This window comes from Vibrio chanodichtyis, assembly GCF_028863985.1.
GTDB classification, from domain to species: domain Bacteria; phylum Pseudomonadota; class Gammaproteobacteria; order Enterobacterales; family Vibrionaceae; genus Vibrio; species Vibrio chanodichtyis.
This window is the reverse complement of record NZ_JARBFT010000001.1, coordinates 144,714-163,016: the sequence shown is the minus strand read 5'-3', so window position 1 is coordinate 163,016 and position 18,303 is coordinate 144,714. Positions and strand designations below refer to the sequence as shown.

General features: G+C 48.8%; 16 protein-coding genes. 5 read left to right on the top strand and 11 right to left on the bottom strand.

Annotation, left to right across the window (positions count from 1 at the left end):
• Positions 1-32 precede the first annotated feature (32 nt).
• Complete coding sequence (locus tag PUN32_RS00670) at positions 33-470, bottom strand: YcgN family cysteine cluster protein (RefSeq protein ID WP_274721295.1); 438 nt, start codon at positions 468-470, stop codon at positions 33-35.
• A gap of 141 nt (positions 471-611) precedes the next feature.
• On the opposite strand from PUN32_RS00670, the gene PUN32_RS00665 reads away from it, so the two are divergent.
• The gene (locus tag PUN32_RS00665; protein ID WP_274721294.1) at positions 612-860 is read left to right on the top strand and encodes a YkgJ family cysteine cluster protein; all 249 of its coding nucleotides are present in this window, start codon (positions 612-614) and stop codon (positions 858-860) included.
• Between the two features lie 227 nt (positions 861-1,087).
• On the opposite strand, the gene recR is transcribed toward PUN32_RS00665, so the two are convergent.
• The 6 genes from recR to PUN32_RS00635 all read right to left on the bottom strand — a co-directional run bounded on the left by recR (position 1,088) and on the right by PUN32_RS00635 (position 6,560).
• Entirely contained in the window at positions 1,088-1,690 is a 603-nt protein-coding gene (gene recR, locus PUN32_RS00660; protein ID WP_274721293.1) for a recombination mediator RecR, read from the bottom strand.
• A 14-nt stretch (positions 1,691-1,704) separates the two neighbouring features.
• Entirely contained in the window at positions 1,705-2,034 is a 330-nt protein-coding gene (locus tag PUN32_RS00655; RefSeq protein ID WP_274721292.1) for a YbaB/EbfC family nucleoid-associated protein, read from the bottom strand.
• A 70-nt stretch (positions 2,035-2,104) separates the two neighbouring features.
• A complete protein-coding gene (gene dnaX, locus PUN32_RS00650) occupies positions 2,105-4,168 on the bottom strand; it encodes a DNA polymerase III subunit gamma/tau (protein ID WP_274721291.1) in 2,064 nt (687 codons plus the stop codon).
• An 18-nt stretch (positions 4,169-4,186) separates the two neighbouring features.
• Positions 4,187-4,732 carry an adenine phosphoribosyltransferase gene (apt, locus tag PUN32_RS00645; protein ID WP_274721290.1) on the bottom strand — a complete coding sequence of 182 codons (546 nt, stop codon included), beginning with the start codon at positions 4,730-4,732 and terminating at the stop codon, positions 4,187-4,189.
• A 163-nt stretch (positions 4,733-4,895) separates the two neighbouring features.
• Positions 4,896-5,294 (bottom strand): YbaN family protein, encoded by a 399-nt coding sequence (locus PUN32_RS00640; RefSeq protein ID WP_274721289.1) that lies wholly within the window; start codon positions 5,292-5,294, stop codon positions 4,896-4,898.
• 186 nt (positions 5,295-5,480) lie between these two features.
• Positions 5,481-6,560 (bottom strand): response regulator, encoded by a 1,080-nt coding sequence (locus PUN32_RS00635; protein ID WP_274721288.1) that lies wholly within the window; start codon positions 6,558-6,560, stop codon positions 5,481-5,483.
• A 245-nt stretch (positions 6,561-6,805) separates the two neighbouring features.
• Between PUN32_RS00635 and PUN32_RS00630 the strand changes: the two genes are divergently transcribed.
• The gene (locus PUN32_RS00630) at positions 6,806-7,681 is read left to right on the top strand and encodes a LysR family transcriptional regulator (protein WP_274721287.1); all 876 of its coding nucleotides are present in this window, start codon (positions 6,806-6,808) and stop codon (positions 7,679-7,681) included.
• An 88-nt stretch (positions 7,682-7,769) separates the two neighbouring features.
• Here the strand turns inward: PUN32_RS00630 and PUN32_RS00625 are convergent, their stop codons facing one another.
• The 3 genes from PUN32_RS00625 to fadI are packed head-to-tail and all read right to left on the bottom strand — an operon-like array spanning position 7,770 to position 11,796.
• Complete coding sequence (locus PUN32_RS00625; protein ID WP_274721286.1) at positions 7,770-8,318, bottom strand: NAD(P)H nitroreductase; 549 nt, start codon at positions 8,316-8,318, stop codon at positions 7,770-7,772.
• Between the two features lie 38 nt (positions 8,319-8,356).
• Positions 8,357-10,489: a fatty acid oxidation complex subunit alpha FadJ gene (gene fadJ / locus PUN32_RS00620; protein ID WP_274721285.1), complete on the bottom strand. Its 2,133-nt coding sequence runs from the start codon at positions 10,487-10,489 to the stop codon at positions 8,357-8,359.
• Positions 10,489-11,796: an acetyl-CoA C-acyltransferase FadI gene (gene fadI, locus PUN32_RS00615; protein ID WP_274721284.1), complete on the bottom strand. Its 1,308-nt coding sequence runs from the start codon at positions 11,794-11,796 to the stop codon at positions 10,489-10,491. The genes fadJ and fadI overlap by 1 nt, the downstream gene beginning before the upstream one ends.
• A 721-nt stretch (positions 11,797-12,517) precedes the next feature.
• On the opposite strand from fadI, the gene PUN32_RS00610 reads away from it, so the two are divergent.
• From PUN32_RS00610 to cobO, 3 genes are all read left to right on the top strand, one after another.
• Entirely contained in the window at positions 12,518-13,741 is a 1,224-nt protein-coding gene (locus tag PUN32_RS00610; protein ID WP_274721283.1) for an outer membrane protein transport protein, read from the top strand.
• Positions 13,742-14,042: 301 nt separating this feature from the next.
• Positions 14,043-15,305, top strand: coding sequence for an outer membrane protein transport protein (locus tag PUN32_RS00605; protein ID WP_274721282.1), 1,263 nt, complete (start codon positions 14,043-14,045; stop codon positions 15,303-15,305).
• 123 nt (positions 15,306-15,428) lie between these two features.
• The gene (gene cobO, locus PUN32_RS00600; RefSeq protein WP_274721281.1) at positions 15,429-16,034 is read left to right on the top strand and encodes a cob(I)yrinic acid a,c-diamide adenosyltransferase; all 606 of its coding nucleotides are present in this window, start codon (positions 15,429-15,431) and stop codon (positions 16,032-16,034) included.
• 160 nt (positions 16,035-16,194) lie between these two features.
• Here cobO and PUN32_RS00595 read toward each other — a convergent pair whose 3' ends face one another.
• Positions 16,195-18,303: an AsmA family protein gene (locus PUN32_RS00595; RefSeq protein ID WP_274721280.1), complete on the bottom strand. Its 2,109-nt coding sequence runs from the start codon at positions 18,301-18,303 to the stop codon at positions 16,195-16,197.

Sequence of the window (18,303 nt, the reverse complement as noted above, 5' to 3'; positions counted from 1 at the left end):
TTCTCTAACATCACTATCGATGAGGAAAGCGCTTAATCGCGGCTCATCAGCACAATATGATCTTCCCAATCAATCACATCCACTTCATACACCACTTTCCCGCGTACACTTTCATCCGCAGCATGCATCGCATCTTTCGATCCGGTTAACAGCGGGTGCCACTCAGGTAGTGTTTGACCACTGCCCAACAACCGGTAAGCACAAGTCTCAGGCAACCAGATAAATTCGGCAATTTTGTCACGAGTCAGTTTTAAACACTCTTCGCCAGAGCTAAAACGATTAGGGTAATCTTTACAAGAGCAGGTTTCGCTATTGAGCCAGCTACACGCCACATTGGTGTAGTAGATTTCATCGGTATCTTCATCCATGAGTTTGTGCAGGCAGCATTTGCCACAACCATCGCACAGCGATTCCCATTCCGTTTCGGTCATTTGGTCTAAAGTTTTGCTGTGCCAGAAGGGTGTACTCATTGCAGTGTCTTACGCTTAATCGATTGGGGCTCGATTTATACTCTTTGCGCTGCCAAAGTGCAACAAAAGAGCAAGTCAGTGCATCCAACGAGGCTTTCTGTTAGGATGGCCGCCCATTTTTCCCCGTGTAAAGAGAGCATGATGGATTGTCGATTAGGCTGCGGAGCGTGTTGTATCGCACCGAGTATTTCCTCCCCGATCCCGGGCATGCCACACGGCAAACCAGCTGGGGTGCGCTGCATTCAGCTCAATGAGCATAATTTGTGCAAGTTATTTGGCCGCCCTGAGCGCCCAAAAGTGTGCCACGATTTCAAAGCCTGCCCTGTCGTTTGTGGCAAAACTAATCAGCAAGCCCTCGCCAATTTAACCGAGCTTGAGCAATTAACTTGAAAAGTTACCCAAACAACTTGGAATTGCAGGTAGGCGGCAAGTGAGTGAGTCCCCATGAGCATAGACAGGCTATGTGATTGGGGTGAACGAACGTCGCCAACACCGCTGCAGCTTCAAGTAGGAAGGGTAACACTCGCTAAGGCAAGGCAATTTGCCGTATTGACCGTATTCACCACCAGATAAAACAATGCCGCTCATTGAGCGGCATTAGAATTGCTGAGGCTGAGTTAACACAGTTTATGCCGACCTAATAGCGAGTGCGATAAGGTCGTGCCATCCACCAACTCCAGCTCACCGCCCACAGGGACACCATGAGCAATACGGCTGGCCGTCACTTGGTGCTCACGACACAATTGGGCAATATATTGCGCAGTCGCTTCACCTTCCACGGTTGGATTGGTAGCTAAGATCACTTCACTGATGTCGCTGCGTTGTAAGCGATAATCGAGTGTATCGAGGCCGATATCGCTCGGCCCAATCCCATCCAGTGGCGACAGATGGCCCATCAACACAAAATAGCGCCCAGAAAACTGACCGGTGGCCTCAAGCGCAGCAATATCCGCCGGACTTTCCACCACACATAACTGACCATTTTCTTTACGCTTAGGATTGCTGCAGATATGACAAACATCCTGCTCAGTAAAGGTGCGGCACTCCTGACAATGGCCAATTTCCACCATCGCCTGACTGAGTGCCTCAGCCAGTTGTAAGCCGCCTTTACGATCGCGCTGTAATAGATGAAACGCCATGCGCTGTGCCGATTTAGGGCCAACGCCCGGCAAGCAACGCAAGGTTTCCATCAAATGTTCCAGCATATGACTGGTACGCATCAAGTTCGCTCAGATCAGAATGGCATTTTCATGCCCGGTGGCAATTGCATTCCACCAGTCACCGAGGCCATTTTCTCTTTTTGTGTCTCTTCGATACGACGAGCCGCGTCATTAAATGCCGCCGCAATCAAATCTTCCAACATCTCTTTATCGTCTTCCATTAGACTTTCATCGATGTTAACCCGGCGTACATTGTGACTACCAGTGACAGTCACTTTAACAAGACCAGCACCGGATTCACCGGTCACTTCCATGTTCGCAATCTCTTCTTGCAGCTTTTGCATACGTTCTTGCATTTGTTGGGCTTGCTTCATCAGGTTGCCCATTCCGCCTTTACCAAACATGTTTATCTCTCTGGTTATGGTTAAATGTTTTACATAAAGTGGGGGTGAGACACTTGGGTTTCAACCCCGGTTAAATGGGTTGTACGCTATCACTATCCAACTGCGCATTAAAACGGCGCTCAATAAATTGGACATGAGGATCGGTTTGTAAGCTGTGCAGCGCTGCGCTGCGCTTATTGAGATAGAGCCGCTCACGCAGTTCAAGCGGCGTTTCGCCACTGTCGCCAATTGAGATGTGCAAATGGCAAGCTTCACCAAGCACTTGATGCAACGCCTGCTCTAACTCTTGCTGCGCTTTGTCATGCTGCAAATGCGCATGGCTAGGACGCAGGGTCAGGGCTATCTGATCGCCTTGACGGCTAAACGCTGAATTGAGTGCCAACTGCTCGACCAATTTGGCGGTAGCTAGCTGCTGGATCAGGGCAGACCAAGCATCTTGCGCCACGGCTTCTTCAATCAACTTGGCCGCCATGGCTGGCGTTTTCTCATACTCTAACGCTTTTTTCAGTTGCGTAGGGGTGACCTCGCTTTTCACCACCACATCGACTGGCTGCATCGGACGCCATTGATAGATTTCCTCTTCCGGCTCCAACTCATCGTCATCACTATCGGGGGGCGACACCGGCACTTGCTGCGCGCGCAGCGCGATACGCTCTAGCGCGGAAGCGGGAGGTGCGGATGCCGCATCAGACTTTTTTGCATCTGACCCTTTATTTTGTACCTCTTGACGCTTAGAGCGCAGCTGATGGCGCAGCCCAGCTAAAGCGGGCATGCTCGCTGGAGTTGGCGTATCGGTATGGGTGACCACAGAGTCTGGTGTGCTGTGTATCGAGGGTTGCGGCTCTTCGCGCTGAGCGGCTCTTTCCAGCACAGATTCAGCAGCCATCGGCGGTGCCACAGAATGCGGCATCGTTTGTGATGCTGGTTGTACCACGCTAGGCTGCACAACCGATGCTGCTTGCGGTGCAGGCGTGGGCATTTGAGGCGCAGCGACCGTTGAAGCCACCACTGGCGTATTGGGAGGCATAATCACGCTCGCCAAAGAGACATTCGATGGACGAAACGCCAGCATACGCAGCAGCAGCATTTCAATCCCAATCCGCGCGCTCGGAGCGAGCGGCAGATCTTGCCGCCCTTTTAACGCAATTTGGTAGTAGAGCTGCACATCTTGTGGCGTTAACGCTTTGGCCAGCGATTCAATCCGCGCGACTTCAGGCAGGGATTTATCTAACGTGGCAGGCAAAGCTTGGTACATCGCAATCCGATGCAATTGGTTCGCCAGTTGCTGCAACAGGCCATCCCATTCCACGCCATTTTGCGCCAGCGTTTCAATACACTCCATCACCAACTGCGCAGTTTGTTGGCTGATGGCTTGCAGTAGATGCAGCGCGTGATCGGTATCTAACGTACCGAGCATGTGCGCCACTAAGTCACTTTTCACCTGTCCATTGCCCAGTGCAATCGCTTGGTCAGTGAGACTCAAAGCGTCGCGCATACTACCATCCGCAGCATGAGCTAACAGATTGAGCGCTTTGCTGTCGCTGGTGATCTGCTCCGCTTGCAACACTTTATCCAGTTGCTGCTGAATCTTTTCCACGCTGATTGGCTTTAGATGGAACTGTAAGCAGCGGGATAAAATGGTGACCGGCAATTTTTGCGGATCTGTGGTCGCCAGCAAAAACTTTACGTACTCCGGCGGCTCTTCGAGTGTTTTCAGCAGGGCATTAAAACTGTGGCGTGACAGCATATGCACTTCATCGATCAGGTAAACCTTGAAGCGGCCACGCGCTGGTTTGTACTGCACGTTATCAAGCAGTTCACGCGTATCTTCCACTTTGGTGCGCGATGCGGCATCAATCTCTAACAGATCGACAAAGCGGCCCTGATCAATCTCTTGGCAAGTGGCGCACTGGCCACATGGTGTCGCGGTGATACCGGTCTCGCAGTTGAGTCCTTTCGCAAATAGGCGACCAATCGTGGTCTTACCCACACCTCGCGTGCCACTAAACAGATACGCATGGTGCAAACGATTTTGCGCCAGTGCGTTCTCTAAAGCGGTTAAAACATGGGCTTGCCCAACCACTTCGTTAAAGCGTGTCGGACGCCATTTGCGTGCTAAAGCCAGATAACTCATTGCAATATCCGTTGTCGGTTAGTGACCTTCAAATTCACAGATGCTGTAAACCTGCAAGCCTAACCCTTCAAGACGCTTATCACCACCAATTTCTGGTAGGTTGATAACGAAAGCCGCGTGTTGCACTTCACCGCCTAATTGACGGATCAGTTTGGTGGTCGCTTCAATGGTTCCGCCAGTGGCAAGCAGATCATCAACCACTAACACTTTGTCGCCCGCTTCAATCGCATCGACATGAATTTCTAGCGTATCAGTGCCATATTCCAAATCATAAGATTGAGCAATGGTCGCGCGCGGCAATTTACCCGGTTTGCGCACTGGAACAAAGCCAACGCCCAGCTCTAATGCTAACGGTGCGCCAAACAGAAAACCACGCGCTTCGGTACCCACGACCTTGGTAAAACCCATCGCTTGGTATTTATCGACCAACAGTTGAATGGTGGCTTGATAAGCGGTGGCATCTTCCAGCAGGCTCGTGACATCACGAAATAAAATGCCTGGTTTTGGATAGTCTGGAATACTTTTAATGCTGGATTTGATCAGTGCAAGAGTTTCAGTTGTCATAATTACTTTTAGCTTTAGTGGCTTGGTCACCTAAATGGTCAACAAATAAGTGAGAACAAAACAATTTCAGTGCCGTTGGGTCCCTTTTACTTAGCGTAATCAGGGCGATACAGCACAGAAAAAACAAAGCCCACTCGAACAGTGGGCACACTTCTCGCTAATGCTAGTGATTTTCTTGTTGCTTAGCAACCAGCTCATAAGTTGGTAGGCGAATAAACCAAGTGATCAAAAGCACAAGCCCAATCAACAGTGCGACTTTAAGCCACCACCAAGGCACCATCCAAATCGACCACGCAAAACTCAGTAGCATAAAAAATATTGCGCGCTTTTTGGTCGTGTGACTGACCGCACCATATTGCTGCCAATGTTGGATCAGCGGCCCAAAGCTAGGATGCCGCAGCAACCAATCATGTATGCGAGGATGACTGCGCAAAAAACAAGCACTGGCGAGCAGAATAAATGGCGTGGTTGGTAATACCGGAACAAAGAGGCCGACGACGCCAAGAGATAAACTGGTTATTCCAATCACCGCAAATAACCAGCGTTGTAAAGATAAATACATTAAAAACTCGCGTAACCATTGACGATCCGAATCCAAGCCAAGATTGCGGGCAAAATGGGGATCAATAATACAGCCATAACACCGAAAAAATAATATACCCAAACCACTTGGCGTTGCAGGCAGGTGGCAAGTGAGTGAGTCCCTATGGGCATAGACAAACGATGTAATTGGGGTGAACGAACCTAGTCAGCCCCGCTGCAGATCCAAGCTCAAGCGATAAGCGCTCGGTTTATTGGCCATGATTTGACCCGCTGACCCGATGGGCAAATCTTTGGTAATAAAGTTACGCAAACAGTTTTCACCCAGCGTAATCCCGCCATGGATAGACTGTGGTAACAAACCATTTGACCACTGGCAATCCAATCCGGCTGGCAACAGCGAGAGTTTACCCTCGGTTAAATCCGCTACACCAAACAGTGCCGCCACCGGTCCGACACACTCGGCACAGCCAAGTCCTCGCTCGACAATTTCAGCCAGATCTTTGAGCTCAAGCCGAGCATTACCTAAATTGCGTATATAGTTATGAAATAGTACATAAAGCAGCAAAGTGGAAGCCGATCCCCACTGCTGATTACTCGCAGCATCAACCGCATAAAAGGCAAACTGACCATTATTAAGCCGAGCATAATCAAACACGAGCGGCATGGATTCGGTTGACTGCAATAAACGATAGCTGAATTTCCAAGCGCCGTGTTGGCCATCCGTCACTGGCAGTAATGCCGCCAGCAACTGTTTCGCCGCAGCGGGATCTTGCTGCAAATATTGCAAATGCCAATGCAGCTCTTTTTGCTCATTGAGACCGGCTTGATCATCAACCGCAAACCAACTGGCATAGTCACATTCTTGACTACTGCTGGCCAAGACATGCTCAATTGAACGGCTCAATTTATGGTAGTCAATAATCGGCTTGGCTAAAAAATCTTTGATCCCAATACGCAGCGCCTTAGCCACATCCGATATCTCTTCGGTCGCGGAAACCACAATTAAAGGCAGTGACGGATAGATAAGGCTAACCTCTTCGACAAACTCCATACCATTGAGGATCGGCATCGAGAGATCGCACAGTACCAAATCTGGTCGATTCTCACGCAACTGGCGTAAACCCTCTAAACCATTTTCAGCCTCTAGCACTTGATAACCTTGATGCTCAAGAAAATTTTTGATCATGCAGCGAAAAATCGCATCATCATCGACCAGTAAAATCAGTTTTTCTGTGCTAATTAGATTCTCTTCTCCACAACTCTCTGAGAAGTGAGATGGGTGCATAGACTTCGGCCTCATACTAAAACGGATAGCACAAATTATCGCTAATTTATGACTAACAACAGCAATTATTGATTAATTTAAAAATAGCCCCGAAACCCGCTTTGCACAAACCGTGGGGACTAAAATTTTTTCTATCACTAGATGTATGGGTTTTGCAAATCAGCACACAAGTTGACATGACGCAAAATTTCACCGCTTATATATGTATAGATTACTCAGTATTGCAACATAATGTGTCAAAAACGATGAAACTAGATGACCTAAACCTGTTTCGGCTGGTGGTTGAACATGGCAGTTACACCTCAACCTTTAAGAAAACCATGATCCCCGTCGCCACCATTACTCGGCGTATTCAAGCGTTAGAGGAGTCACTGAATCTTAGGTTGCTCAATCGTCATGCGCGTAAGCTAACCCTGACTGAAGCGGGTGAGCGATTTTATAACGAATGCTCACCGCTACTTGCCCGCCTAGCCTCAATGGCTGAAGAGATCACCGATGATTGCCGCGGTGCAGCAGGACGCATTCGAATTTCCGCACCGACCAATATCACGAAACGGATGATGATGCCGGTCTTCAATGCCTTTATGGCACGCTATCCTGAAATTGATATTGAATTGATGATGGATCACCAAGCGGATGAACTCGATCCCACTGAATGGGATGTCATTTTTCGGGTTGGCCCACAACGTGATTCCAGTCTGATTGCCCGCAAAATTGGTACGGTTAAAGATATCTTAGTCGCCAGTCCAGCTTACTTGGCCAACCATCCACAACCGATCCATGCCGAAGAGTTGCATCACCATCAACTGCTGAAAGGTTATCCGTTACTCAAGTGGCAACTGACCAATAGCCAAGGTGAAACCATCGTCAATGCGGATCATGGCCGCTTTCAAGCGAGCACGCTGAATGTGGTACGCAGTGCATGTTCTGACGGCTTGGGGATCACGCTAATGCCAGATGTGATGCTGCATGAATTTTTAGATGACGGTAGTTTAGTGCAAGTGTTGACCGATTGGAGTGCCAACCCACGCGATATTTATATGTTGTATAACCACAAAGATCACCAGCCGGAGAAAGTGCGACTGTTGATTGATTTTGTGATTAATTACCACTTGCAGTGAGTGAGACTCGATTAATCCGTCACATAGAAAGGGCGTTTCCGCCCTTTTTCTCTCAGCGACATTTTCATCTCGTCGATCGCATCGCAAATTATAGGTACTCGACAAACTGAGCTAAGCGACGCTCTGGCACTTTCCCAGCCGTGGTGGCCGGGGTACCAAGATACAAAAAGCCCACGATCTGATCCTCACCTTGTACATTAAATGCACGGCGCACTACCGGATGGAACATCCAATGGCCTGAGCGCCAAATCCCTTGGAAGCCTTGTGCCACCGCGGCCATTTGCATTGCGTGTACTGCGCAGCCCGCCGATAAATGCTGCTCAAAAGCGGGCACTTTGTCACTGTGGGTAACATTGGCAATCACGGTGATCACCATCGGTGCCCGAAACGGGGCTTGTTGAGCTTTATTGATCAAGGTTTGATCACTGCCGTTAGCGATCTCGGCTTGCTCTAAAATTGCCGCCAATTTTGCCAACCCCTCCCCCTGCGCGATCACAAAGCGCCATGGCGTTAATCCTCCATGATCTGGCGCACGCAAGCCCGCGTGTAAAATATTGTCTAATGCTTGCTGTTGTGGCGCAGGAGCCTCCAACTTAGCGATTGAGCGACGGTTGAGCAATAAGTCGAGTGCTTGCATATTCGATTCCTTGTGACAGCTTAATGTTTGGGTCGGTCCTAGCATAGCGGATAGAATGTTTCACCTAAGCCCGCTCTGGTCAACAAACCATCGCAGGGGGCAAATCTTTCACCGTATTGTTCAGTATGTTGATTCATCATTTCGACGACTTGGGCTAAACCGAGTGTGTCGAGATAGCGAAATGGGCCACCTAAGAATGGCGGAAAACCGATCCCAAAAATCGCTCCGATATCACCATCACGTGGGTTGCGAATAATGCCCTCATCCAAACAACGTACCGCCTCGTTAAGCATTGGCAGCACACAGCGCATCGCCAGCACTTTATCATTCAGTTTCGATTCAAGGCGTAATTTCAGCAGTTGATAGACCGTTTTATCGACCCGTTTTTTATTAGCGCCTGAATAAAGATAGAAACCTTTGCCGCTTTTACGGCCCTTACGTTGCTGGTTGAGCAGTGCAGTAAACACCTCAGGCCCTTGAAAGCGTGGCCCCAACTCACTGACGAGGATCGGCATGATTTTCGCGCCAATATCGATCCCCACTTCATCAATTAATGCGAGCGGCCCCACCGGAAAACCAAAATCGAGCAGCGCACGATCAATCTTGTCAATCGGCTCACCAGTCAACAAAATTTGCGCCGCTTCATTGAGATAAGGCGCTAGAATTCGGTTGACGTAAAAACCGGCACGGTCTTGAACCACAATCGGGGTTTTCCCCTGTTTACGCGCAAAATCAACCACAGTCGCAATGGTTTGTGGTGAGGTATGCCGATGTGGGATCACCTCCACCAGCGGCATTTTTTCCACCGGACTGAAATAATGCAAACCGACAATCTGCGCTGGGCGCGCAGCTTGGCTGGCAATTTGCTCAATCGGCAATGATGAGGTATTGGTGGCAAAAATAGTGGTTGGTTTCGCATGTTCTTCAATCTCTGCCACCATCTGCTGTTTGAGTTTGAGATCTTCAAACACGGCTTCAATCACCACATCGCAACGCTCAAAACCGACCCAGTCGGTTCCACCCGTCAACTGTGCCATCCGTGCTTTCAACTGTGCCTGACTTAATCGGTTACGCTGTTTTTGTTTATCAAATAATTGATAGTTGTAACGCAGTGCATGCAATACTCCATCATTGGTCACATCTTTAATCCGCACTGGCAGCTTAGCTTTCGCAAGTGTGACATGACTGATCCCAGCCCCCATCAAACCGCCGCCTAGTACCCCCACCGCACCAACCACTGCCGGCTCGGTACAAACACCAAACTCTTTCTTCATCTCACTGGTGGCTAAAAAAATCGAGCGCAGCGCTTTTGATTGCGGACTCATCACCAACTCACCAAAACGCTTGGCTTCGGCGGCTAAACCAGCTGACATGCCGTGTTCCAGTCCAAACTCGATCACCGCTAAGATCGCTGGTATCGCCGGATAATTGCCACGCGTTTTGAGCGCGGTTTTACGGCGCGCTTGCTCAAACACCAGTTTGCGCCCTAAGCCAGTTTTAGCGAGCATAGTCTGTTGGAGCGATAATCGGCGCGATGTACGCTTATGATGCTGGTTCTGCTCTAATAGGCGCACAGCAACCTCAAGCAATACCGAATGCGGGACACACGCATCCACTAAGCCGAGTTTTTTCGCTGACCGAGCACGCAGTGACTTACCGGTCAAAATCAGATCCAGTGCGGGTAATAAGCCAATCAAACGTGGCAGACGTTGTGTGCCGCCAGAGCCGGGTAGCAGCCCTAGCCTCACTTCAGGCAAACCAAGCTGAGTGATTGGCTCCTCACTACATACTCGATAATCACACGCTAAGGCTAATTCCAAGCCACCACCGAGGCACGGGCCATGAATCGCCGCCACCACCGGAAACGGTAAATCGGCCAGTTGCTGAAAGATTTGCTGCCCTTGTAACGCTAGCTCCTGTGCTTGCTGCGCCGATTGGCAAGCCTGCAGCATGCGAATATCTGCGCCGGCCATGAAATTATCAGGTTTTAACGAGTGAATGATCAGCCCTTTGATCGGCGCAGTGTGTTGTTGCAGTGCCGCAAATACCGCTTGCATCTCTTCGACAAACGCCGCTTGCAAGGTGTTGATTTTTTCATCTGGCACATCAATCGCTAACCAAGCATAATGCTGCGCATCGATCGAAAGCTGAAAGGCTTGCTTCGGTTTCATTATTCCACCTCCAGAATCATTGCCGCACCTAAACCTCCGGCAGCACAAGCGGTATTTAAACCTAAACCACCGCCACGGCGTTTTAATTCACGTAGGGTTTGAGTGATCATCCGGGTACCCGTCGCCGCAAATGGGTGACCATAAGCCAGTGAGCCGCCCAAGACATTAAATTGACTCATCTCGACTTCACCGATCGCCTGTGCTCGCCCAAGTTGCTGCTGCGCAAACTTATCACTGGCAAACATTTGCAGATTGACTAGCGTCTGCGCCGCGAATGCTTCGTGCATATCAATCAGGGTTAAATCACGTAACGTGATCCCTGCGCGATCCAGAGCCAGCGGTGTGGCATAAGCAGGCCCCATCAGCATATCTTGCGCAACACCACTGGCACTGAATGCGTAAGCGCGGATATAACCCATGATATCAAGACCCAGTTCTTTGGCCCGACCTTCACGCATCAGCATCACTGCTGCCGCACCGTCGGTTAATGGGGTCGAGTTGGCCGCCGTCACTGAGCCATATTGGCGATCAAACACTGGGCGCAGCTTTGCATAGCTATCTAAGCTTGAATCAAAACGAATATTGGTATCAGTATCTAGCCACTGTTGGTACGGCTCAGGAAAAGCAGTCATCACTTCAGCGCGTAGCTTACCTTCACGCCACGCTTGTGCTGCCAGACTATGTGAACGATGTGCCAAAGCATCTTGTTCAGCTCGGGAAATACGGTAACTTTTGGCCATTTGCTCTGCGGTTTGCCCCATGCTCAAACCTGTAGAGTATTCTGCCACCGCAGGGGGAACCGGCAGTGCATCACGCCAAGTGAGGCCGCGCAGTGCCGTGACTTTTTGGCGTAGGGTTTTGGCTTTACTCAAAGCTAATAATGCAGCGGCCATCGGCTTGGATACCCCAATCGGCAGCACAGAGCAAGAATCCGCGCCACCGGCAATACCAATATCGATAGTGCCCGCCATAATGCTTTCTGCCACATTGACCACCGCTTGAAAACCGGTTGCACAAGCACGAGTGACACTGTACGCATCGGTGTGGATCGACATGCCCGTACCGAGCACAATCTCGCGCGCAATATTGGGCGCTTCAGGCATCTGTACCACCTGACCAAACACCACTTGTTCAATCAATTTAGGGTCAAGCATAGTGCGCGCGATCAGCTCTTGGACCACCATTTTGCCCAGATCAACCGCAGCTAATTGGCTAAACTCGGAGCTTTGCCGCGTAAAAGGAGTGCGTAGCCCCGCGACTATCGCGATTCGCTCTCCACTACGGGTTTTGACTTGCTGTGTGCTCATCAGATGTCCTTCAAATAAGAAGTCGGATTAAACACATTGTAATAAAGATGTTAAACAGTGAACACTCGTTGTGTAAATAAGCGTGATTTAAACAAACTTTTAAACCGACTTTATAACTCAAAAGGTTCAGTGAAGAGGGTTGCTAGGATTTTGTTGCAGCAAAAAAAAAACCACACAAAACTGTGTGGTTGGAATGGGTAAAGCAATTAACTTGCGCCAATTGAAAAATCAGTTTCCTGATTAGGAGAAAGTAAAGTCAGCCTTCAAAAGGAAGTATCATCTTTGCTCAACAAAGTTAGTCGCAATGACTAACAAGATGACGAGGGTTACTATAACCACTTCAGGGCAAGATTTTTTGAATTAGATCAATTTTAAGGTGATTTATGCCCGTTCTGGCGCCACAAGGTACGATCTGCGAGGGCGATAAGTCGGCATATTGGCTCCGATCACGCCACTTTGTTATCCGAATTTTGCATACCAAGTACGCAACACCTCACTCCCTTGAATAAAACAAATAGAGTGAAAACTCTAACTTTTACCACTTTCACATCAATTACCGCCCAATCGCTACTATTTCAACAAATTTATCGCATAATTAGCCAATGGTCGGATTTGTATTTTTTATACTAGCAACTAGGATCAGCCACCACTGAGCCATAGCTGTCATCAGCCAATGCTCAAAAACGCCCATTAGAGGCGAAACAAAAAAGGAAAAGCCGAAATGAACACTATGCGTCTGTTTAAAAAATCCCTGCTTGCCGTAACGGTAACGCTCGCCACCCAACAAGCTTTTGCCGCGGGTTTCCAGCTCAACGCACAATCCGCCACCGGTCTTGGCCGTGCTTTCGCGGGTGATGCAGTAATTGCCGATAACGCTTCCGTGATGGCGCGTAACCCAGCCGCGATGGCACTGTTTGATAAAACCTCGCTGTCACTGGGTTTTGAAGCCATCACCACCATGATTGATGTCAAAGATGCCAAGTACAAAGGTGTATCAATTGCAGATACAGATGATGTTGGTGGCACTTCCATTGCACCCAATATCCATCTGATTGTACCGCTTGATGACCAGTTTGCAGTCGGTTTTAATGCCTACACCAACTTTGGTACCAAAACCGAATTTGCCGATGACTACGTTGCCTCTGAATATGGCGGTCTCACCGATGTGATGAGTGTTAACTTTGGTGTTGCGGGCTCCTATCGCATCAATGAGCAGCTCAGTTTAGGCGCAGGCTTAGATCTGATTTATGGGCAAGGCACCATGAAGCGCTCTCATAAACTCTTAGGCAATTTGGTAAACGTGGATAAAGCCGATGGTTGGGCACTTGGTTTTAATCTAGGTGCAGTCTACGAATTGGATAGCAATAACCGCTTTGGCGCGGCCTACCACTACAGCCCTAAATTTAAAGCCAAAGATGACGCTGGCCAGCAGATCACGCTACCGCTGCCGGATATTTTTGAATTCTCTGGCTACCATAAAATTGAAGACACCAAATTTGCGGTTCACTACTCTATCCAATACATCGGTTGGAGCTCATTTGATAAAATCGATTTTGAAAACCTAAGCCCAACTAAATCTCCAATTGCAGCTGGATTAGCTAAAGATGGTATTTATTCAAAACCATACGAGTGGCAAGATGGCTGGCACTACTCGATTGGTGGGACTTATTATCTAAACCGCGATTGGACCCTGCGTGCTGGCTATATGTATGACACCAGTGCGCAAGATAAGCTCACCTCGATTTCGGTCCCTGATTCGGATCGCCAATGGCTCTCAGCTGGTTTCACTTACCATCTTGACCAGCAATCGAATGTCGATTTTGGCTTTACCTACCTAATGGGTGATGATGTAAAAGTGTCGGAAGATCTAGGTTTGTCTTCGATCACAGCCACAACGCACGCGGATGCGATTATGCTTGGCTTACAGTATAGCCGTAGTTTCTAATCCACCGTTAAACCAGAACTTATGGTTAAGGGGCTGAAATTCAGCCCCTTTATTGATTTTGTTACCCATCAATCGCCCAATATCAGCGCACAAGCGTGCGATCAAACCCCGCAATAAACCTACATTTGTACGCCGAAAGCTTAAGCCACACAGGCATACCCCAGTTATATCATCCATATATTTCAGGTTTTTTAGTTTAAAGTTTTGAATACACCGCTTATTCTGATTTGAAGTTTTAAAGTAATCACTCTAACCGTAGACTTTGCCGACTTAATTTGGCGAATTTCAGCGAACAATTCCTATGTACACCAATAAAACTTTCCTTGCCTGCGCGGTAGCATTAAGCCTGAGCAGTGTGGCAACGTTCACCCAAGCGGCAGGCTTTCAACTGGCAGAGTATTCCGCCACTGGATTAGGCCGCGCTTACGCCGGTGAAGCGGCAATCGCTGATAATGCCAGCGCACAATGGCGTAACCCGGCACTGCTGACTTACCTAAGCGGCACGCAAATTTCAAGCGGCGCAATTTACGTTAATCCCAATATTGATGTGAATGGCACGGTAACCCGTAATGGTCAGTCAACTCATGCAATGTCAACTGACTTTGCCCATGATGCTGTGATCCCTAATTTCTATTTGTCGCACCAGATCAATGACCAAGTGGTACTCGGCTTTGCCCTGGGTACCAACTACGGTATGGAAACCGATCTGGGTACTGAATTTGCCGCCGCTCACTTTGGTAACCAAGCCAGCGTGATCAGCAAAGAGTTAAACTTAAATATCGCCTACCAAATTCAGCCACAGCTCAGCATCGGGGCAGGCGTGCGTTATGTGATCGGTGAAGGGCATTTTGGTGCCATCGCTCCTCCACAATTGACCTCCATCGCAGGTACAACCCTAAAATATATGGAAGGCGAAGATACCGCTTGGGGCTGGCAAGTCGGTTCAGTATGGCAAGTCAATTCCAATCACCGTTTAGGCTTAGCTTACAAATCGGCTGTGGTAATGGATTTTGACGGTCATGCTAAAGGCATTAGCTATGGTGAATATAAGCCGGGCATGATGTCACTAACCTTGCCTGCTACTGCTGAGCTAGCCAGTTTTCATCAGTTAAACCAACAGTGGGCAATTCACGCAAGCTTCAACTGGACCGATTGGAGCTCATTCAAGGAACTTACTGCCGTATTCCCTGAAAAATCTGATTTGATCAAACAGGAAAATTGGCGTGATAACTACCGCTTAGCGCTGGGTACCACCTATCAATATGATCCTAAGCTCGCGCTGCGTGCTGGTGTGGCTTACGATAGCGCGGCAGTGAATGATAAAAACCGCACTGCGACCATTCCAGAAACAGATCGCACTTGGCTAAGCCTTGGGGCGAGTTATGCAGCGACACCACAACTGACGCTAGATGCTGGCTTCACTTATATCTTGGCTAAAGATGCCACCATTGATGAGCCACGAGATCCTTCTGACTATTTAGCTACATTGATCGGCGGTGCATTTACCGGAGGTATCTCCGGTAATGTCTGGCTAATTGGCGTGCAAGCGAACTACCGCTTCTAATATTCCCCCTTGCTTGAGCAATGATAACCAAGGCCAGCGCTGTATGCTGGCCTGATTATTTTGTTGGCCAGCAATAAGTTGGGCTATGATAAACACCGCTCCCAAATGGAAAAAGGATTGTGTATGTCGAGTGATGACATCAAACACCAGCGCCACCAAGCACGCCAACAGAAAGTTAAACAGCAAGTCGATGCCAAAATTGCTGCGGCTCAGCAAGAAAAAGGCTTATTGCTGATCATCACGGGTAATGGTAAGGGCAAATCAACCTCCGGATTTGGCACCATTGCCCGCGCCGTCGGTCACGGTAAGCACTGTGCCGTCGCGCAATTTATTAAAGGGACTTGGGACAATGGCGAGCGTAACCTGTTAGAAAAGCTGGGCGTCGAATTCCAAGTGATGGCAACCGGCTTTACTTGGGATACTCAAAATCGCGCCAGTGATAGCGCAGCAGCACAGCAGGTATGGCAACACTGTAAACGGATGCTAAAAGATCCAACACTTGATGTTGTGCTGTTGGATGAACTGACTTATATGGTCAGCTACAGCTATATCGAGCTGGATGAAGTGCTGCAAGCGCTAGAGCAACGCCCTAGTATGCAATCGGTGATCATCACTGGGCGCGGCGCACACCGCAGTTTAATTGAGCTGGCGGATACCGTTTCGGAAGTGAAAAACATTAAGCACGCCTTTGAAGCCGGTGTCAAAGCCCTTAAAGGGGTGGATTGGTAACGATAGCCTTACTACTTGCCGTTAGCCCAATTGGTGAAGCACAAATAAACTTAAGGGCTGAATATCAGCCCTTATTGAACGCTCAACGACCTGAGAAATGAATGAGTTGAGAAATGCGATATACCCAAACCACTTGGAGTTGCAGGTAGGAAAGGGATCGCTATTTAAACAAGCCTTTCAGTAACCCATCGACCGCTTTTTTAGTCTGCTCGTCTTTGATTTTATCGGTTAACTTCTCGACCCCGCGATCGACCTCTTTTTTGGCCTTTTGCTTCAGCACTTCATCAAACACCAGCCGGAATTTAGGCGCACTCCAAGTACCAGAAATATTGATTGGGATCGTCACATCACGCAGCTCATCCAAGCTCTTACCGCCTTGGCCTTCCAGCGTGCCAACCACCGAAGTACGCACTAAAAAGTCGACCGTGTGCTGTAAATAGTTGGCTTGACCTTCACCATGAATACGCAGCAGTGGCGACTGGAGGCTAAGATCATTGGTGGTCACTTGGCCTCTATTCAGTTGCAACGTGGTTGTCATGGCACTGAAATCGGTTTGCTTAACCGTATCCGCTTCCTCGACACTTTGGCCTTTGATTTTGGCATAGTTAGTACGGATCAGGTGTGCAACGTTGATCCCTTTCACCGCACCATCAGCAAAATTAATCGCCACTGTGCCTTGCAGATTTTGCTGAATACCGGTTGGGGTTAAACTTTGACCTTGCAAGTTGAGATCGATATTACCGGTGCCAGCCAGCATTTGATTATTCAGCACATCATTAAGGAGGGGTTGAACCTGTACTCCTTTGAGCTGTGACTGCAAGGTGTAATTTGCCGGTGTTTTACGTGCATCCAAATGAGCCTTGGCTTGCAGTGAACCTTGGTAAAGCTTGGCCGTCAACGATTGTAAATCCACCACACCACGATTGAGCGCGAAATTGGCTTGCACGTTTTGCAAATGGGCATTACTGGCAGTGAATTTGTCGATGCGGATCTCACCCGCTACATCCAACGTTTTCAGGGCGGATAAGTCCGGCTCTACTTCTCTAGGCGCATTTGCCACGCTAGCGGACGATGAGGATGGCGCCGCTTCCTTGGCAGGTGCAGGTTGCGACTCTTGAGCTTTGGTGCCTAACAAGGCATCCACATCAATTTCAGGGCTGTGCAAGCTGAAACGCACCTTCGGAATATCTGCGAGGGTAACATCCACTTTGCCATCGAAACTCAGCGCATTGGCCGTCAGTTTGTTGAGCAGCACACTGAGATGGTTTTGGGTCAAATCGAAAGCAATTTGCGAGTCTAAACTTAACTTCATCGGGGATTGCGGTAACGCAGCCCCTTCCAATTCAGCTTGCAGTTTCAGTGCCTCCAAACCGACTTTGCTCATCGCTTGGTTAACCATCAGTGAGGCTGAACCTTGCGCATTGAGCTTCATCTCTGCTGCTTTACCCGCGACAGAGAAGGTCAAGGCATTGGCTTTATCAAACTCAAAGGTATCGAGTTTCAGCTTGGCAGAATCGATTTGGTTACTAGGATCACTAAAGCTGGCATCCAGATTAATATTGCGCAGCGCATACTGTTTAAAATCAGCGGCTAAACGCACTTCTGCTGTACCTTGCGCAGCAAATTTCTGCTGATCTTTATCGCCTTTGGCAGCAAAGGTCACGCTAGTCCAACGCTCGGGAGCAAATTCGGTCACCGCTAATTGCACGTCATACAACTTGGTTTGGCTGCCAGCTTGGTGATCAACAATTTGCAGCAGCGCATTGCGCACCGCAACGCCAGCCAAAGTTATATTCCACGCACTATTGGCCGATCCTGAACTTGCTTGCTCAGAAATAGTTTGAGGGGACGCTTGAGCGGTCTTAGCTGATTGTAGCGCTTGGGTTACCACATCAAGATTCGAGCGACCATCTTTGAGGGTTTCCAGATAAAACTCAGCTCCGTCTAAACGCAGTTGGCCAATATTAAGCTGTTTATCGAGCAGTGGCATCAGCTCAATCGCAATCCCTACGCTATCCACTTTAAACAGGTTAGGGGCTTGGAAACCGGCTGGATTTCTCAGCTCAGTTTTGCCTAATTCAAAGCCAATGGATGGGTAAAATTGCCAGCCGATATCGCCTTCCATCACCAGTTCTAATCCAGTCTGCTGCTTAGCTTGTTCCACAATCAGCGGTTTAAATTGATTAGGGTTGACCAATAAGACTAAGGCTAGCAGTGCAGCAACCAGCAGTACCACCACACCCAGAACGAAAAGAAAGAGTTTTTTCAT

What these genes read in the sequence shown, in the direction of transcription:
- PUN32_RS00670 (WP_274721295.1), bottom strand. Translation starts at nt 470, where the DNA reads ATGAGTACACCCTTCTGGCACAGCAAAACTTTAGACCAAATGACCGAA.
- dnaX (WP_274721291.1), bottom strand. Translation starts at nt 4,168, where the DNA reads ATGAGTTATCTGGCTTTAGCACGCAAATGGCGTCCGACACGCTTTAAC.
- PUN32_RS00640 (WP_274721289.1), bottom strand. Translation starts at nt 5,294, where the DNA reads ATGTATTTATCTTTACAACGCTGGTTATTTGCGGTGATTGGAATAACC.
- fadI (WP_274721284.1), bottom strand. Translation starts at nt 11,796, where the DNA reads ATGAGCACACAGCAAGTCAAAACCCGTAGTGGAGAGCGAATCGCGATA.
- PUN32_RS00610 (WP_274721283.1), top strand. Translation starts at nt 12,518, where the DNA reads ATGAACACTATGCGTCTGTTTAAAAAATCCCTGCTTGCCGTAACGGTA.
- apt (WP_274721290.1), bottom strand. Translation starts at nt 4,732, where the DNA reads ATGACAACTGAAACTCTTGCACTGATCAAATCCAGCATTAAAAGTATT.
- PUN32_RS00635 (WP_274721288.1), bottom strand. Translation starts at nt 6,560, where the DNA reads ATGCACCCATCTCACTTCTCAGAGAGTTGTGGAGAAGAGAATCTAATT.
- PUN32_RS00655 (WP_274721292.1), bottom strand. Translation starts at nt 2,034, where the DNA reads ATGTTTGGTAAAGGCGGAATGGGCAACCTGATGAAGCAAGCCCAACAA.
- PUN32_RS00630 (WP_274721287.1), top strand. Translation starts at nt 6,806, where the DNA reads ATGAAACTAGATGACCTAAACCTGTTTCGGCTGGTGGTTGAACATGGC.
- PUN32_RS00605 (WP_274721282.1), top strand. Translation starts at nt 14,043, where the DNA reads ATGTACACCAATAAAACTTTCCTTGCCTGCGCGGTAGCATTAAGCCTG.
- PUN32_RS00665 (WP_274721294.1), top strand. Translation starts at nt 612, where the DNA reads ATGGATTGTCGATTAGGCTGCGGAGCGTGTTGTATCGCACCGAGTATT.
- cobO (WP_274721281.1), top strand. Translation starts at nt 15,429, where the DNA reads ATGTCGAGTGATGACATCAAACACCAGCGCCACCAAGCACGCCAACAG.
- PUN32_RS00595 (WP_274721280.1), bottom strand. Translation starts at nt 18,303, where the DNA reads ATGAAAAAACTCTTTCTTTTCGTTCTGGGTGTGGTGGTACTGCTGGTT.
- recR (WP_274721293.1), bottom strand. Translation starts at nt 1,690, where the DNA reads ATGCGTACCAGTCATATGCTGGAACATTTGATGGAAACCTTGCGTTGC.
- PUN32_RS00625 (WP_274721286.1), bottom strand. Translation starts at nt 8,318, where the DNA reads ATGCAAGCACTCGACTTATTGCTCAACCGTCGCTCAATCGCTAAGTTG.
- fadJ (WP_274721285.1), bottom strand. Translation starts at nt 10,489, where the DNA reads ATGAAACCGAAGCAAGCCTTTCAGCTTTCGATCGATGCGCAGCATTAT.